The 17,009-nt window shown below is 66.2% G+C and carries 15 protein-coding genes; 8 read left to right on the forward strand and 7 right to left on the reverse strand.

All coding sequences use genetic code 11. From position 1 onward, the window contains the following. Nucleotides 1-60 precede the first annotated feature (60 nt). Nucleotides 61-609, forward strand: coding sequence for a YceI family protein (locus tag B133_RS0101480; RefSeq protein ID WP_026255842.1), 549 nt, complete (start codon nt 61-63; stop codon nt 607-609). A gap of 72 nt (nt 610-681) precedes the next feature. Here B133_RS0101480 and ctaD read toward each other — a convergent pair whose 3' ends face one another. Next, entirely contained in the window at nt 682-2,391 is a 1,710-nt protein-coding gene (ctaD, locus tag B133_RS0101485; RefSeq protein WP_018598936.1) for a cytochrome c oxidase subunit I, read from the reverse strand. Nucleotides 2,392-2,440: 49 nt separating this feature from the next. On the opposite strand from ctaD, the gene fdxA (B133_RS0101490) reads away from it, so the two are divergent. Together fdxA (B133_RS0101490) and B133_RS0101495 are read left to right on the forward strand one after the other, a co-directional pair. Further along, nucleotides 2,441-2,788: a ferredoxin gene (fdxA, locus tag B133_RS0101490; RefSeq protein WP_026255843.1), complete on the forward strand. Its 348-nt coding sequence runs from the start codon at nt 2,441-2,443 to the stop codon at nt 2,786-2,788. Beyond that, nucleotides 2,785-3,243: a group III truncated hemoglobin gene (locus B133_RS0101495; RefSeq protein WP_018598938.1), complete on the forward strand. Its 459-nt coding sequence runs from the start codon at nt 2,785-2,787 to the stop codon at nt 3,241-3,243. The genes fdxA (B133_RS0101490) and B133_RS0101495 overlap by 4 nt, the downstream gene beginning before the upstream one ends. Here the strand turns inward: B133_RS0101495 and B133_RS0101500 are convergent. From B133_RS0101500 to B133_RS0101520, 5 genes are all read right to left on the reverse strand, one after another. Beyond that, on the reverse strand, nt 3,227-4,003 hold the full coding sequence (locus B133_RS0101500; protein WP_369751474.1) for a slipin family protein: 777 nt from the start codon (nt 4,001-4,003) through the stop codon (nt 3,227-3,229). The two genes, B133_RS0101495 and B133_RS0101500, sit on opposite strands and share 17 nt — an antisense overlap. A 26-nt stretch (nt 4,004-4,029) precedes the next feature. Then, on the reverse strand, nt 4,030-4,656 hold the full coding sequence (locus B133_RS0101505; RefSeq protein ID WP_026255844.1) for a hypothetical protein: 627 nt from the start codon (nt 4,654-4,656) through the stop codon (nt 4,030-4,032). Continuing rightward, nucleotides 4,653-6,980 carry a nitric-oxide reductase large subunit gene (locus B133_RS0101510; RefSeq protein WP_018598941.1) on the reverse strand — a complete coding sequence of 776 codons (2,328 nt, stop codon included), beginning with the start codon at nt 6,978-6,980 and terminating at the stop codon, nt 4,653-4,655. Before B133_RS0101510 ends, B133_RS0101505 begins: the two co-directional genes overlap by 4 nt. A 148-nt stretch (nt 6,981-7,128) precedes the next feature. Further along, nucleotides 7,129-9,150: an NADPH-dependent 2,4-dienoyl-CoA reductase gene (locus B133_RS0101515; RefSeq protein ID WP_198291025.1), complete on the reverse strand. Its 2,022-nt coding sequence runs from the start codon at nt 9,148-9,150 to the stop codon at nt 7,129-7,131. A gap of 10 nt (nt 9,151-9,160) precedes the next feature. Beyond that, nucleotides 9,161-9,718 (reverse strand): PadR family transcriptional regulator, encoded by a 558-nt coding sequence (locus B133_RS0101520; RefSeq protein ID WP_018598943.1) that lies wholly within the window; start codon nt 9,716-9,718, stop codon nt 9,161-9,163. 254 nt (nt 9,719-9,972) lie between these two features. Here B133_RS0101520 and fdxA (B133_RS0101525) point away from each other — a divergent pair, with 254 nt between their 5' ends. From fdxA (B133_RS0101525) to B133_RS0101535, 3 genes are read left to right on the forward strand one after another with little or no spacing between them, the layout of a single operon-like run. Continuing rightward, nucleotides 9,973-10,296 (forward strand): ferredoxin, encoded by a 324-nt coding sequence (fdxA, locus tag B133_RS0101525; protein WP_018598944.1) that lies wholly within the window; start codon nt 9,973-9,975, stop codon nt 10,294-10,296. 26 nt (nt 10,297-10,322) lie between these two features. Next, nucleotides 10,323-11,423: a succinyldiaminopimelate transaminase gene (dapC, locus tag B133_RS0101530; protein WP_018598945.1), complete on the forward strand. Its 1,101-nt coding sequence runs from the start codon at nt 10,323-10,325 to the stop codon at nt 11,421-11,423. 53 nt (nt 11,424-11,476) lie between these two features. Then, entirely contained in the window at nt 11,477-12,673 is a 1,197-nt protein-coding gene (locus B133_RS0101535) for an acyl-CoA dehydrogenase family protein (protein WP_018598946.1), read from the forward strand. 4 nt (nt 12,674-12,677) lie between these two features. On the opposite strand, the gene B133_RS0101540 is transcribed toward B133_RS0101535, so the two are convergent. After that, nucleotides 12,678-14,285 (reverse strand): CdaR family transcriptional regulator, encoded by a 1,608-nt coding sequence (locus B133_RS0101540; RefSeq protein ID WP_018598947.1) that lies wholly within the window; start codon nt 14,283-14,285, stop codon nt 12,678-12,680. An 84-nt stretch (nt 14,286-14,369) separates the two neighbouring features. Here B133_RS0101540 and pruA point away from each other — a divergent pair, with 84 nt between their 5' ends. Both pruA and B133_RS0101550 read left to right on the forward strand, forming a co-directional pair. After that, nucleotides 14,370-15,998: an L-glutamate gamma-semialdehyde dehydrogenase gene (gene pruA / locus B133_RS0101545; RefSeq protein WP_018598948.1), complete on the forward strand. Its 1,629-nt coding sequence runs from the start codon at nt 14,370-14,372 to the stop codon at nt 15,996-15,998. Between the two features lies 1 nt (nt 15,999). Then, a complete protein-coding gene (locus B133_RS0101550; RefSeq protein WP_036418334.1) occupies nt 16,000-16,983 on the forward strand; it encodes a proline dehydrogenase family protein in 984 nt (327 codons plus the stop codon). The last annotated feature ends 26 nt before the right edge of the window (nt 16,984-17,009 follow it).

Below are 17,009 nucleotides of genomic sequence, written 5' to 3' on the forward strand. Positions count from 1 at the left end.
GTCCGGTTATCTCTTACGAAGGTGCCGGAACTGCCGGACCTCTATACCAAGGGAGACATCATGACCGCCGCAACCGCCGCTGATCTGACTGCCGGCACCTGGGCAATCGACCCGGTGCATTCTTCGATCCACTTTTCGGTCCGGCATCTGATGGTGAGCAAGGTGCGCGGCAGCTTCGACACGTTCAGCGGCGCAGTCGTCGTCGCAGCGGACGGCACCCCGTCGGTAACCGCCACCATCGACGTCAACTCGATCAACACCCGCAACGAGCAACGAGACGCGCACGTGCGGTCCGCCGACTTCTTCGATGCCGAGAACTACCCGACCGCCACGTTCGTGTCGACCGGTGTGCGGCGCTCGGGCGACGACTACGTCGTCGACGGCGACTTCACCCTCAAAGGCGTGACCAAGCCGGTTTCGCTCAAGCTGGAGTACAACGGCGTCAACCCGGGCATGGGGCACGGGCCGGTCGCCGGTTTCGAGGCCTCGGTCGTGTTGAACCGCAAGGACTTCGGCATCGACATCGAGTTGCCGCTGGAGACCGGCGGCACCGTCGTCGGCGACAAGGTGACCATCACCCTCGAGATCGAGGCGCTCAAGCAGGCCTGACCTCCAGCAAGTCACGCTGGCGTGACGCTCGAGCCCGAGCGTCACACCAGCGTGACTTGCTGGCCAGCGTGACTAGCCGGTGCGCGGATGCCGGCCGATATGCGACTCGGCGCGCATGCGCTCGACCATGTGCGGGTAGTGCAGTTCGAATGCCGGGCGCTCAGAGCGGATGCGGGGCAGCTCGGTGAAGTTGTGCCGCGGCGGTGGGCAACTGGTGGCCCATTCCAGTGAATTGCCATGGCCCCAGGGATCGTCGACGGTGACGGGTTCGCCGTAGCGCCAGCTCTTGAACACGTTCCAGATGAACGGCAACATCGAGATGCCCAGGATGAACGACCCGATGGTGGAGACCACGTTGAGCGTGGTGAAGCCGTCGCTGGACAGATAGTCGGCGTAGCGCCGGGGCATGCCCTCGTTGCCGAGCCAGTGTTGCACCAGGAACGTGGTGTGGAACCCGATGAAGGTCAGCCAGAAGTGCACCTTGCCCAGCCGCTCGTCGAGCAGGCGTCCGGTCATCTTGGGGAACCAGAAGTACACGCCACCGAAGGAGGCGAACACGATGGTGCCGAAGAGCACGTAGTGGAAGTGGGCCACCAGGAAATACGTGTCGGTGACGTGGAAGTCGATCGGCGGGCTGGCCAGCATCACGCCGGACAGACCGCCCAGCAGGAACGTGACCATGAAGCCGACCGAGAACAGCATGGGCGTCTCGAAGGTCAACTGGCCCTTCCACATGGTGCCGATCCAGTTGAAGAACTTGATCCCGGTGGGCACTGCGATCATGTAGGACATCAGCGAAAAGAACGGCAGTAGAACGGCTCCCGTGGCAAACATGTGGTGGGCCCACACCGCCATCGACAGGGCCGCGATGCTCACGGTGGCGTAGATCAGTGTGGTGTAGCCGAACAGCGGCTTTCGGGCGAACACGGGGATGATCTCGGTGACGATGCCGAAGAACGGCAGCGCGACGATGTAGACCTCGGGGTGGCCGAAGAACCAGAACAGGTGCTGCCACAGGATGACTCCGCCGTTGGCCGGGTCGTAGATGTGCGCGCCGAGGTGACGGTCGGCGGCCAAGCCGAACAGTGCGGAAGTCAGCAGCGGGAACACCAGCAGCGCCAGGACGCTGGTGATCAGGATGTTCCACGTGAAGATCGGCATCCGGAACATCGTCATGCCTGGGGCGCGCATGCAGACCACGGTGGTGATCATGTTGACCGCCCCGAGGATGGTGCCGAGGCCGCCGACCGCCAGCCCCAGGATCCACAGGTCGGCGCCCGCGCCAGGTGAGTGCATGGCATCGCTGAGCGGGGTGTAGGCGGTCCAACCGAAGTCGGGGGCGCCACTCGGCGTGATGAACCCCGAGATCGTGATGAGTCCGCCAAAGACGAACAGCCAGAACGACAATGCGTTCAGGCGCGGGAACGCCACATCGGGCGCACCGATCTGCAGTGGCAGCACCAGGTTGGCGAACCCGAACACGATCGGCGTGGCATAGAACAACAGCATCACCGTGCCGTGCATGGTGAACAACTGGTTGAACTGCTCATTGGACAGGAACTGCAGCCCGGGTTGCGCGAGCTCGGTGCGCATGAGCAGGGCCATCAGACCGCCGGTGAAGAAGAACGAGAAGCACGCGACCATGTACATGATCCCGATGAGCTTGTGGTCGGTGGTGGTGATCAGCTTGTAGATCAGATTGCCAGTTGGGCCGACGCGCGCGGGGAAGGGCCGACGCGGCGCGATGACTTGGGAAAGCGGGGTTTTCTCGGCCAGGGGCATCGCTCACCTCCGCTAGTTTTTATAACAACTATTTGTATAAACTATCCTCGTGACGTACGTGATCGGCAAGCCCTGTGTAGACGTGATGGACCGTGCTTGCGTCGAGGAATGCCCTGTCGACTGCATCTACGAAGGCAGCCGGTCGCTCTACATCCATCCCGACGAATGTGTCGATTGCGGTGCCTGCGAACCGGTCTGCCCGGTCGAGGCCATCTACTACGAGGACGATCTGCCCACCGACCTCGAGCCTTACCAGGCCGACAACGCAGCCTTCTTCGCCGATACTCTGCCCGGTCGCGACGTGCCCCTCGGCTCGCCCGGCGGTGCGGCCAAGCTGGGGCCGATCGATGCCGATGCGCCATTGGTGGCGAGCCTCCCGCCGCAGCAGGAACCATGAGCGCACCCGTTGTCGTCGTTCCGGTCGGTGATCTGGCCAACCGGGACGACGTGCATGCGCTGCTGTCGCGGTTCTATGGGCGGGTGCTGACCGACGATCTGCTCGCCGCCCCGTTCACCGAGATCCGGGAAAAGGGCCTGGCGTCGCACCTTCCCGTGATGTGCGATTTCTGGGAGACGGTGCTGTTCCGGGCCGGCCTCTACCGGGGCAGCGCGCTGGTGGTGCACCGGCACGTCCATGATGACCATCCGCTGGCGTACCGGCACTTCATCCGGTGGCTGACGCTGTGGCTGGCCACCGTGGACGAGATGTATCGCGGGCCCGTTGCCGAACAGGCCAAGACCCAGGCTCGGCGGATCGCGTGGGCGATGCACCGGCGGCTCACCGGAACCGACGCACCTGAACTCGACGCGTTCGTGCGGGAGGCCGATCCGGCGTTCAATCGGTCCGGGTGACGCCGTTGATCAGTTCGCCGATCTTGTCGGTGACGGCAGGGTTTTTCAGGAACGGCGTGATGATGTCAACGGGTAGCGGGAAGACGACAGTCGAATTCTGGTCGGCACCCAGCTCCAACAATGTTTGGAGATAGCGCAGTTGCAGTGAGGCCGGGTTGCGCGAGAGGGTCTCGGCGGCCTGTCGCAACTCGTCGGAAGCCTGCAGTTCACCGCGGGCGTTGATCACCTTGGCGCGGCGTTCGCGTTCGGCCTCGGCCTCGCGTGCCATGGCTCGTTGCATGGACTCCGGTATTTCCACATCCTTGATCTCGACGACGCGGACCTCCACACCCCATGGTGCGGTCTGGGTGTCGATGACGCTGCGCAGATCGACGTTGAGATCGTCGCGATGGGCCAGCAATGTGTCGAGATCCACGCGCCCCAGCAGCGACCGCAGCGTCGTCTGGGCGATCTGCGATGTCGCGACGGCGTAATTCTCTACTCCCAGAATCGCTTTGAGTGGATCGGTGACCTGAAACATCACCACGGCGTTGACCCGGGCCGGCACATTGTCCCGGGTGATCACCTCCTGCGGTGGGATGGTGAGCGTGACCACCCGCTGATCGACCCGGATCATCCGGTCCGCCAACGGGATGAGACACGCCAGACCCGGTCCGTGGATCGGCCGTATCCGCCCGAGCCGAAACACCACACCACGCTCGTACTCGCGAAGAACCTTGAGCGACAGTATCGCCAGCCCGGCCAGCAGCACCACACCCATTCCGCCGAGGAACAGCCAAAGGGCCGTCACCGCATCTCCTTTCGTTCGGTCCAACCACCGCCCCACCGAGTGGCGAAGCGATCGGCGGTCGTAGCGATCGCCTCCTGGGCATCGGAGCGGTGCGGAAGGTGACTTGGCGCGACCGCCGGGCTGGACCACAGATGGCGGGCCAGAGGGATGCTGGCGGCGACGACGACCACCGCGGTCACCGCGAGCACCACCAGATCGCCGCCGGTGTGCTTGCTGAACCCCATGGCGATCAGCATGATCAGGGCCAATCCCGCTACCACACAGGCGATTCCGCGGTGGAACTGGCCGGCTTCCGAGTACGGCCACGGATCGATCTCGCGAGTGATCTCACGACCGCGATCGGAGGTGGTGCAGGTGGTCTTGACCGGGCAGCTGTTGCACACAGACGGTTTGGCGCGATAGCGCATGACCCGGCTGCCGGGGTCGAACGAGGTGGGCCACAACCACTGGTCCTGCGGACACAACCATGCGTCGTGGTCGGCGTGATAGCGGAAATTGCCGGTGCGCCAACGAGCTGCGCGAATCGACGTCCGGCGCGCCATCGAGTCGAAACCCCAGGCAACCGCCACCAGGCCGACGGCGTACCCGGCCATCAGCCACACCGAGATCGATGGCGGACTCATTGCGACTCGGCAGCGGCCTGCGGGGTGATCTCGGTGTAGAGCGGATGCTCCGGTAGCTCGTCGGCGGTCACACCAGATCTGAAGTGGCGCAATGCCTGCCAGGCGATCCAGACGAACGGCAGGATGCCGCCGACGATGAAGATGACATCGCCGGGTAGGCGCAGCCACTCCAGCACGGCATTGCCGGGGCGGGTGATGTAGCCCAATGACCGCGCCTCGAAGTAGCCCTCGTTGACCGAGTGGTAAAGCTGCAGGATGCCGAGCGGCAGCAGGCTGGCGAAGACCATCCAGGCCAGGCCGATGTTCAGGCACCAGAACGAAACCCGAGCCCACTTCTCGGGCCACTTGTCGGCCGGAATCACATACCGGAACGCGAACATCGCCAGTCCGACGGCCAGCATGCCGTATACGCCCATCATGGCGCCGTGAGCGTGGTTGGCGGTCAACGCGGTACCGATCTGGTAGTAGGAAACGATCGGCAGGTTGACCAGGAAGCCGAAGATCCCGGCCCCGACAAAGTTCCAGAACCCGACCGCCACCAGGAACATGACCGCCCACCGATGCGGGAACGGTTTGGTGTCGCCGGCGGATCGTCGCGAACCCAGCTGCAGGAACGCCCAGGCCTCGATAGTCAGGAAGGTCAGCGGAATCACCTCGGCCGCCGAGAAGAACGCGCCGAGCGCCATGTGCTCCACCGGGGTGCCGGAGAAGTAGAGGTGGTGCATCGTGCCGATCACGCCGCCCGCGGAGTACAGGATGACGTCCAGGAAGATCACGCCCAGCGCGATGCGCTGGGTGACCACGCCGAGCATCACGAAGATGTAGGCAACCATCACCGTGGTGAACAGCTCGAGGAAGTCCTCCACCCAGAGGTGCACCACCCAGAACCGCCAGAAGTCCGCGACCGACAGATGGGTGTCGCTACCGGCCAGCAGCCCGACGGCGTAGAACGCCGGGATCGCCAAGCCGGAGAAGAAGAACACCCACGGCATGTTCGACTTCGATTCACCCGCCAGGCGCGATCGCATGCCGCGCCAGATGATCGTGATCCAGAGGAACAGGCCGACAACGAGCAGGATCTGCCACAGCCGGGGCAGATCGAGGTATTCCCACTGCTGGGAGAACAGCGACCCGGCCGGGATGATCCCGTAGATCGACAGTGCCTCGGAGAGCAACGAACCGACGACCACCACGACGACGGCGGCCAGCAGACCGTAGGTGAGCCAGTGCTGCCGGCGCGGCTCGCGGCGGGCGATGAACGGTGTCAGGAAGATCCCGCCTGCCAGGAATGCGGCGGCCGTCCAGAACAGCGACAGCTGCAGGTGCCAGGTCCGGGCCAGGTTGTAGGGCAGGATCGTGGCCAGGTTGATGCCGAAGAACGTGGCCAGGTCCGCTCGGTAGTGCTGGACCGCGGCGCCGAGCAGCGCTTGGGCCAGGAAGAGTACGGAGATGATCGCGAAGAACCAGATCGTCGCCCGCTGAGAGCGCGTCAGCGGAACTTCGCCCGGCTGCAGGAACGACACCGTGGGTGCTTCGGCACTGTGCCAGCCGATCTTCTGACTCCAGCGTCCGTAGACGGCGAACATGACGCCTGTGCCACCCAGCAGCACGATCAGCGAAAGCACCGACCAGATGACCAGTTGAGCGGTAGGTCCATTGTCGACGCGCGGTTCGGACGGCCAGTTGTTGGTGTAGCTGTAGTTGTGGCCGGGCCGGTCGGCGGCCGATGCCCACGCCGTCCACGCGAAAAACGCGGTGAGGTCGTGGATTTGCGCGGGATCGGTGATGAAGTCCGGGCGCAGGCCGTACTTGGTGGAGTCTTCGCCGAAGTAGCCGGCGTAGTAGTGGGTGACGTGGTCGAACGCCGCAGCCTGGTGGTCGGTGAATACCAGGGTGCGGGTTGCGGGGTCGTAGCGGTTCGTCCGGAACTCCGCGACCACTGCGTCGTGGGGCTCGGCTATGCCCTGCCTGCGCAGTTGGTCGGCGACATCTTCGGTCGCCCTGCGCAGATAGTCGGCGGTGTAGTCGGGTCCCAGGTAGGCGCCGTGGCCGACCACTGAGCCGTACTCCTGCAGCCCGCGGGCTTGATAGAGCTCCTGCCCGCGGACGATGTCGGCACCGGTGAACACCACCCGGCCCGACTGTGTGACGACCTTGTCAGGCAGCGGCATCGACGCTGCGTAGGTGCGGTAGGCCAGGATGCCCATCACGAAGAATCCGAAGATCATGACCAGGGCCACGCCCTGGATCCAGCCTTTGCCGATCAGTCGTTGTGCCGACTGGTCGGCAGAGGTGGATGCGGAAGATGCGGGATAGGTTGCCATCGACGGTCCCCCCAGCCGAACGGTGCGGAGTCCGGGCCGCAGACCCCCACGTGGAATTGACGACAACGCCAAAGTATCCAGTAGGAGGGGTCGATTTCACCGGTTTAGAGGAAATTGTTCCTTCTTTTCCGTGTGCCCGCTCGATCGACTACAGTCGGGCCGCCAGTTCGGTGCCCTGACGGATGGCACGCTTGGCGTCGAGTTCGGCGGCCACCGCCGCGCCACCGATGATGTGCGGCTCGACGCCGTTGCGCCGCAACCCCTCTTCGAGCTCTCGCACAGATTCCTGGCCGGCGCAGATCACCACGGTGTCCACCGCCAGCACCCGGGCATCGGAGTGCTTCGGTCCGAAGCTGATGTGCAGGCCGTCGTCATCGATCCGCTCGTAGTTCACCCCGGAAAGTTGCTGCACGCCTTTGGCCTTCAACGAAGCGCGGTGCACCCACCCGCTGGTCTTGCCAAGCTTGCGACCCTGCGGTCCCTTGGTGCGCTGCAGCAGATAGACCTCGCGCGCGGCCGGTGCGGGTATCGCGGTGGCGAGCGCACCACGGGCCTCCTGAGGGTCGGCCGCACCCCACTCTGCTTTCCATTCCTTGAGGTTGAGCGTCGGCGACTGATGGGTCGTCAGGAACTCGCTGACGTCGAATCCGATGCCGCCGGCGCCGATGACGGCCACCGACTTGCCCACCGTGGCTCCTGTGATGGCTTGGGCATAGGTGAGCACCTTGGGGTGGTCGATGCCGGGGATGTCGGGTAGTCGTGGCCTCACCCCGGTCGCGAGTACCACCTCGTCGAAACCCGTCAGCTCCTCGACACCCGCGCGGGTGCCCAGCCGCACATCGACACCGTGTTTGTCCAGCATCCGTGTGTAATAGCGGATCGTCTCGTTGAACTCCTCCTTGCCGGGAATCCTTCTGGCCAAATCGAATTGGCCGCCGATTACGGTGCCGGCCTCGAACAGGGTGACCCGGTGACCACGCTGGGCCGCGCTGACCGCGGTCGCCAGGCCCGCCGGGCCGGCACCGACGACGGCCACCGAACGGGCGTGCCGGGTGGGGGTGAATATCAGCGAGGTTTCCCGTCCCGCTCGCGGATTGAGCAGACATGACACGTTCTTGTGCGCAAAGGCGTGGTCGAGGCAGGCCTGGTTGCAGGCGATGCAGGTGTTGATCTCGTCGGCGGTGTCGGCGGCGGCCTTGAGCACCCAGTCCGGATCACTTAGCAGCGGCCGGGCCATTGAGATCAGCTGGACGTGGGTATCGGCCAGGATCTGTTCGGCGGCCTGAGGCATGTTGATCCGGTTGGACGCGACCACGGGGATCGCGACGTGTTCGGCGACCGCGCTGCTGATGTCGACGAATCCCGCGTTGGGCACCGAGGTGACGATCGTCGGCACCCTCGCCTCGTGCCAGCCGAAGCCCGAGTTGATCATCGTCGCGCCGGCGGCCTCGACTTCGGTTGCCAGCGCGACCGTTTCGTCCCAGCTCTGACCGTCCTCGACGTAGTCGGCCATGGACATGCGGTAGCAGACGATGAAGTCGGGACCCACGGCTTCCCGCACCCGTCGCACGATCTCGACCGGGAATCGGCGGCGCTTCTCCGGGCTTCCGCCCCAGGCGTCGGTGCGCTTGTTGGTGCGGGGCGCCAGGAACTGGTTGAGCAGATAGCCCTCGCTGCCCATGATCTCGACGCCGTCGTAGCCGGCCTCGCGGGCGAGCAGTGCGCAGCGGACGAAATCGTCGATGGTGCCCCGGACCCCGTGATCGGACAGGGCCCGGGGCCGGAAGGGGTTGATCGGAGCCTTGATCGACGACGCGCTGACCGAAAGCGGGTGATACGCGTAGCGTCCCGCATGCAGGATCTGCAGCGCGATCTTGCCACCGGCCCGGTGTACGGCGCCGGTGATGCGGCGATGCCGGCGCGCGTCCGCCGAAGACATCAGCGCGGAGGCCAGCGGGAGCAGCCAGCCCGTCTTGTTGGGGGCATAGCCACCGGTGATGATCAGCCCGACGCCGCCGCGGGCCCGTTCGGCGAAATACTGCGCGAGCTTGTCGGTGTCACGGGCTCGGTCCTCCAGGCCGGTGTGCATGGAGCCCATCACCACCCGGTTGCGCAGCGTGGTGAAGCCGAGGTCCAGCGGCGACAACAGGTTCGGATAGCTCATCGGGATCCTTCCGGGGCTACAGGGCTTCCAGAACCTCGGAAAGCCAGGCCAGTGAGCTCTCCTCCGCGCGCATTCCGCCGCGCAGCACCAGGTATTGATGCAGCGCGCTGCCGCGCAGTGCAGCCGGATCGGGGAACTGCCGCTTCTGGTAGCCGCGGTAGGTGTCGAGCAATCCGGCCCGCTCGGTGCGCAGCGATTCGATCTGCTTGCGCAGTGCGGCCGGGTCGCCGTGGGCTGCCCCGCGGATCTTCACGGCCAGGTCGCGCGTGCGGGTGTCTGCGGTCGAACCGGATCTGCCCGACGGCGGTTCCGGCAGTGGCTCGGCGATCCAGCGCGCCAGTTCGGTGCGACCGGCGTCGGACACCGTGTACACCTTCTTGTCCGGCCTGCCGTACTGCACAACCGGGGTGACGTGGACCCAGCCGTCGTGCTCCATGGCCCGCAGGGTCCGGTAGATCTGCTGGTGGGAGGCGGCCCAGAAGTACCCGATCGACCGGTCGAAGCGGCGGGTCAGCTCGTAGCCGGAGCCGGCTTGCTCGCACAACGACACCAGGATGGCGTGGGGGAGAGCCATGCCCGGATTTTATGTGGGACCGGTGGTCCTATGCAACTGATTGCATTGTGGGAAGTGCATGGGTGTGCCGACTGGTCGAGTTGTATCTGCAACGATTAGTATCAGTAACCGCGAGCCGCCGTTAACTGTGACGCGCAAAGTTAGGACACACTGAGACGAGCGTCCAGGAATGTGTAACGCATACTGGCCCCCGGGCTCATGAGCCCTGACCACACCGAACCCGACCAGCAGCCCACTGGACAGGAGACACATCAGTGACGTACGTCATTGCCGAACCCTGCGTCGACATCAAAGACAAGGCGTGCATCGAGGAATGCCCTGTCGACTGCATCTACGAGGGTTTACGCATGCTGTACATCCACCCCGACGAGTGCGTGGACTGCGGTGCGTGCGAACCGGTGTGCCCGGTCGAGGCCATCTACTACGAAGACGATGTGCCGGACCAGTGGGCCAGCTACACGCAGAGCAACGCGGACTTCTTCACCGAGTTGGGCTCTCCGGGCGGTGCTTCCAAGGTCGGCCAGACCGACAACGACCCGCAGGCCATCAAGGATTTACCGCCGCAGGGTGAGGACTGATCCTGCCGATTCGATCCCGCTCTGACGTGGTCCGTGCACCGCGCTCGGCCGCTCTGCCGGTGTTCCCCTGGGACACCCTGGCCGAGGTGACCGCGCGCGCCCGTTCATACCCCGACGGCATCGTCGACCTCTCGGTGGGCACCCCGGTGGACCCGGTGGCCCCGCTGATCCGCGACGCACTCGCGTCTGCCAGCGCCGCACCCGGGTATCCGACCACCGCGGGTACGCCCGCGCTGCGAGCATCGGCGACAGCCGCGTTGCGACGTCGATACGGCATCACCGAGCTGGCGCCCGATGCCGTGCTGCCGGTGATCGGCACCAAAGAACTGATCGCCTGGCTGCCGACACTTCTCGGCCTCGACGCGCGCGATTCGGTGGTGGTCCCCGAGCTTGCGTACCCCACCTACGAGGTCGGGGCGCGCCTGGCGGGAGCGCAGGTCATTCGGGCCGATGCACTGACGCAGCTCGGTCCTCAGGTGCCCGCGCTGATCTACCTCAACTCGCCGAGCAACCCGACCGGGCGCGTGCTCGGGGTGGAACACCTGCGCAAGGTGGTGACTTGGGCTCGTGAGCGTGGTGTCCTCGTGGCGTCCGACGAGTGCTACCTCGGGCTCAGCTGGGAAGCCGACCCGGTCAGCGTGCTGCACCCGGCGGTGAGCGACGGTGACCACACCGGGCTGTTGGCCATCCACTCCCTGTCGAAGACATCGTCGCTGGCCGGTTACCGCGCGGGGTTCGTCGCCGGGGATCCGGCGGTGGTCGCCGAGTTGCTGGCGGTGCGCAAGCACGCCGGCATGATCGTCCCGACACCGGTGCAGGCCGCCATGGTGGCCGCTCTCGACGACGACGAACACGAAGCCGCGCAACGCGATCGGTATGCACGTCGCCGTGCGGTGCTCCTGCCTGCCTTCCGCTCGGCCGGGTTCGCGATCGAGCATTCCGAAGCCGGGCTGTACCTGTGGGCGAGTCGCGGCGAACCCTGCCGTGACACCGTCGCGTGGCTGGCCGAACGCGGCATCCTCGTGGCGCCGGGCGAGTTCTACGGTCCGGCCGGCGCGCAGCATGTTCGGGTCGCGTTGACGGCAACCGACGAACGCATCGACGCGGCCGTCGCACGCCTCGCCTGACCCCACCTGAACCCTCGGCGGAGAAACAGGCTTCGGCTCGTAGAGTTTCAGCCATGAGCACGACGACCACCCCGACCGCGCCCAAGACCCTGCGGCCGCTCGAGATGTTCGGCATCGACACCCTGCTCGATGACGACGAACGCGACATCGCGGCCACCGTGCGCCGATTCGTCGACACGCGGCTGCGCCCCAACCTCGCCGAATGGTTCGAGCGGGGTGAGCTGCCCGGCCGGGAACTCGCCAAGGAGTTCGGCGAGCTCGGCCTGCTCGGCATGCACCTACAGGGTTACGGTTGCGCCGGCACCAACGCCGTCAGCTACGGTCTGGCCTGTCTTGAGCTCGAGGCAGGGGACAGCGGATTGCGCAGCTTCGTCTCGGTGCAGGGCTCGCTGTCGATGTTCTCGATCCACCGCTGGGGTTCTGAGGAACAGAAGCAAGAGTGGTTGCCTCGGCTGGCCAGCGGTGACGCCATCGGTTGCTTCGGCCTCACCGAAGCCGACTTCGGCTCCAACCCCGGCGGGATGCGCACCGCCGCCCGGCGCGACGGGGACGACTGGATCCTGTCCGGCACCAAGATGTGGATCACCAACGGCAACGTGGCCGACGTGGCCACCGTGTGGGCGCAGACCGACGACGGCATCCGCGGCTTCCTGGTGCCCACCGACACCCCCGGCTTCAGCGCCAACGTCATCCACAAGAAGCTCTCGCTGCGCGCCTCGGTCACCTCGGAACTGGTGCTCGACGACGTCCGGCTGCCCGCGTCGGCTCAGTTGCCCAAGGCCATCGGCCTGCGCGGCCCGCTGTCCTGCCTGAACGAGGCCCGGTTCGGTATCGTGTTCGGCGCGGTGGGCGCCGCGCGTGACAGCCTGGAGGCCGCGATCGACTACGCCGGCGCGCGCGAGGTCTTCGACCGCCCGCTGTCCGGCTACCAGTTGACCCAGGAGAAGCTGGCCAACATGACCCTTGAGCTCGGCAAGGGCATGCTGCTCGCGCTGCAACTCGGCCGGCTCAAGGACTCCTGCGGGGTCACTCCCGACCAGATCAGCCTCGGCAAGCTCAACAACGTGCGGGAGGCGCTGGCCATCGCCCGCGAATCCCGCACCATCATGGGCGCCAGTGGCATCACGCTGGAGTACTCGCCGCTGCGTCACGCCAACAACCTGGAATCGGTGCTCACCTACGAGGGCACCAGCGAGATGCACATGCTGTCCATCGGACGTGCGCTGACCGGGCAATCGGCGTTTCGCTGATCGTTCACGGCTGAGTTGCTCGCAGGCTCAGCGAAAGCAGCAGCCGCACATCGGGATCGGTGAGCGCGGTAGCCAGTAGCTGCTCGATGCGCCGCACCCGGTAGCGCACCGTGTTGGGATGCACGTGCAGCCACTGCGCTGCGGTCGCGACATCGCCGAAGCTGTCCAGGTAGGCGCGCAGGGTGTCGGCGAGGACCGGATCGTTGTCCCGCAGAGCCCGCACGCGCGGGTCGATCAACCGTTCGTCGGCGGCGATCGCCGTGACGATCTCGTCGAGTAGCACCGTCGTGCGCGCCTCGGCCAGCGACGTGACCTGTCCCAGCGCCCCCGGGTGGCGCTCGGCACTGTCGAGCACCCGGTCCACCTCGAGGCGCGCGGTCGCGGCGCCGGCGAGTCCGTTGACCGTGCTGGCGATGACGGCGTGCAATTCCAGGCCCAATTCGTTGCGCAGCGCCGCCACGGTGCCGCGGACCCAGGAGGTCACCGCGGCCGGTTTCCCGGTGCTGGGGAACAGCACGTAGACCCGAGTATGCGCCGACGCGACTTGAGCATCCTGACGAAAAGCGCTGGCGCTCAACGACAGTACGTCGGCTAGTTTGGCGCCTACGGCGTCGCCGGCCAATTTGGCGCCCACGGCGCTGCCGTCGAATCCGATCAGCGCGGCCCGGCCGTCGATGGCGATGCCGAGCTCGCGCGCGATGAGGTCGATGTCGGGTGGGCCGTCACCGGGCCGCAGGCCGAGCAGTTCTTGGATCCGCACCATGTGGGTCGAAGGTGTCGCCGCCAGCCGCGTCATGATGCGGGCGGCCAGTACCGCCGCACCGCGCAGCATGTCGTCGGCGTCGTCGGCCAGGGGCCGGCTGCCCTGCTGCACCCAGATCGTCCCGGCGAATGCGGGAGCGCGGCGCTCATCGGCCGACGGCAGGAAGACCCCGATCGCCGAGCGGGGCCGCAGCCCGAGCTCGGGACGCTCGGCAACATGCACGACTTCCGGTTTCGCGCGGATCGCGTCGAAAATGCCCCACTGTGCGATCCAGGCCAGATGTTCAGGCGGTCCGGCTCGGCCCAGGATCGACAACCGGCGCAGATCGTCGGCCTCGTCGTTGGACGCCGAGTACGCCAGCACGTGCGACTGGGCATCCTCGATGCTGACCATCCCGTGAGTACGGTCGGCGATCGACTGCGCGAGGCTGAACAGGTCGGTGCCGGAGTCCTCGGATTCCCGGTCACCGTGGTGTTCGAAGACGTGGTTGACCAGCCGGTACAGCCGTTCCCACCGGGCCCGCGGGTCGACGGCCACCACCGCGGTGCCGGCTGAGGTCGCCCGGGCCACCACGGCGGCCGACGGCTCCTTGATGAAGATCGCAGTCGGTGGCCGACGGGCGATCTGCTGCTCCACCCAGTTTCTGGCGTCGGCATCGGGAATGCCGAGCAGGAAGAACACGTCGGCCGACCCGGCAGACGGCGCCAGGCCCAACCGCACGTCGTCGGAATCGACGAGCGCCGCCGAGGCGACCGGCAGATCCATCCCTCGCGGTGCCTGGACCAGCTGGACCAAGGTGGCGTCCAGTGCCAACAGCAGTTGGCCGAGGCTGACACCCGCTTCCACCATGTTGTCCGATCGTACTGGTCGTTAGTTAAAGTGTTGTCGGATCGGACAAGGGTTGCGTGGATCACGTCGAGGATTCTTAAGCCTATGGATGCCATCACCAACGTGCCGCTGCCAGCTAACGAACCGATCCACGACTACGCCCCAGGCTCGGGTGAACGCACCCGGCTGACCGCAGCACTCGCCGAGCTCGCCGCCGCCCCGATCGACCTGCCGCACGTCATCGGTGGTGCCCGCCGCATGAGCAACGGCCAGCGCATCGACGTGGTGCAGCCGCACCGCCACTCGGCCCGACTCGGCACCTTCACCAATGCCGAGCATGCCGACGCCACCGCGGCGATCGAGGCCGCGATGGCCGCAAAGAACGATTGGGCGGCGCTGCCGTTCGACGAGCGCGCCGCGGTGTTCCTGCGCGCCGCCGACCTGCTATCGGGCCCGTGGCGGGAGAAAATCGCCGCGGCCACCATGCTGGGTCAGTCGAAGTCGGCCTACCAGGCTGAGATCGACGCACCCTGCGAGCTGATCGACTTCTGGCGGTTCAACGTGGAGTTCGCCCGTCAGATCCTCGCCGAGCAGCCCATCAGCAGCCCCGGGGTGTGGAACCGCACCGACCACCGGCCGCTGGAAGGCTTCGTCTACGCCATCACGCCCTTCAACTTCACTGCGATCGCAGGCAACCTGCCGAGCGCACCGGCCCTGATGGGCAACACCGTGGTGTGGAAGCCGTCGCCCACCCAGGCCTTCGCCGCATACCTGACGATGCAGTTGCTGGAAGCCGCGGGCCTGCCGCCCGGCGTGATCAACCTGGTCAACGGCGACGGCATCGCGGTTTCCGATGTGGCCCTTGCCGATCCGCGGCTGGCCGGTATCCACTTCACTGGCTCGACGGCCACGTTCCAGCACCTGTGGCGCGAGGTGGGCACCAATATCGACCGCTACCACACCTATCCGCGGCTGGTCGGCGAGACCGGCGGCAAGGACTTCGTCGTCGCACACACCTCGGCGCGCCCGGATGTGCTGCGCACGGCGCTGATTCGCGGCGCCTTCGATTACCAGGGCCAGAAGTGTTCGGCCGCGTCGCGGGCGTTCATCCCGCGATCGGTGTGGCAGCGGATGGGCGACGATTTCCTGTCGGCCACCGAGGCTTTGACCTACGGCGACGTCACCGATTTGAGCAACTACGGGGGCGCGGTGATCGACAGTCGGGCGTTCGCCAAGAACGTCAAGGCCATCGAGCGTGCCAAGAGCGCGGCCGGGGTGACCATTGCCGTCGGCGGTGAATACGACGACAGCGAAGGCTATTTCGTGCGTCCCACCGTTCTGTTGTCCGACGACCCGACCGACGAGGCGTTCTCCACCGAGTACTTCGGCCCGATCCTGTCGGTGCACGTCTACCCGGACAGTGAGTACGAGCGGATCCTCGGTGTCGTCGACACCGGGTCGCGGTACGCACTGACCGGCGCGGTGATCGCCGACGATCGTGCCGCCGTTGTCGCCGCGCAGGACCGGCTGCGCAACGCTGCGGGTAACTTCTACATCAACGACAAGCCCACCGGCGCCGTGGTCGGCCAGCAGCCGTTCGGGGGAGCTCGGGCCTCGGGCACCAACGACAAGGCAGGCTCGGCGCTGAACCTGCTGCGCTGGACCTCCGCCCGTTCTATCAAGGAGACCTTCGTTCCGCCCACCAACCACACCTACCCTCACATGGAGTCGTGACATGGCGCGCACGCGAGGAGCTTTGGAGTCGACGTTCCAGCGGGTCGCCCGGCCGGCAATCCTCGCCGCTGCCCGCTCTGCGCGACTGCGGCGAACCGCGGAACGGCTTCCGATCACCCGCAGCGTCGTGGACCGTTTCGTCGCAGGCGACACGATCCCCGACGCAGTGGATACCGTAGCCGCGCTGCGCGCTTCGGGCCGCCTGGCCACCATCGACTACCTCGGTGAGGACACCACCCGCGTCGAGGATGCCGCACAGACCGTCAAGGCTTACCTGGCGCTGCTCGACTCGCTCGGCGAGCGCGACGAGGCCGCGTCTTCGGTGCGGCCGCTGGAGGTGTCGCTGAAGCTGTCCGCGCTGGGGCAGGCGCTACCCCGCGACGGGGAGAAGATCGCTCTGGAGAATGCACACACGATCTGTGCCAAGGCCCGCGACGTCGGCGCCTGGGTGACCGTCGACGCCGAGGACCACACCACCACTGACTCCACCCTGTCGATCGTGCGTGACCTGCGCACCGAATTCGATTGGCTCGGCACGGTTTTGCAGGCCTACCTGCATCGGACCGAGGCTGATTGTCGCGAGTTCGCCGAGGCCGGTGCCCGGATTCGGTTGTGCAAGGGTGCTTATGACGAACCCGCGACGGTGGCCTACCGCGACGCCGCAGACGTCACCCGCTCGTACCTGAACTGCCTGCGGATCCTCATGGCCGGATCCGGATACCCGATGGTGGCCTCGCACGATCCGGAGATCATCGACACCGTTCCGGTCCTGGCCCGCGAATTCGGCCGGGAGGTAGATGGTTTCGAGTACCAGATGCTGTACGGCGTTCGGGACGCCGAGCAGCGCCGGCTGGCCGACGCCGGCAACCACGTCCGGATCTACGTCCCGTTCGGCAACGAGTGGTACGGCTACTTCGTGCGCAGGCTCGCCGAACGTCCGGCCAATTTCGGGTTCTTCCTGCGCGCGTTAGTCGAGCGTCGTTAGCCAGAGCACCGCGACCGTGCGTGTCT

Origin of the sequence: Mycobacterium sp. 155 (genome assembly GCF_000373905.1) — a bacterium.
Classification (GTDB): domain Bacteria; phylum Actinomycetota; class Actinomycetes; order Mycobacteriales; family Mycobacteriaceae; genus Mycobacterium.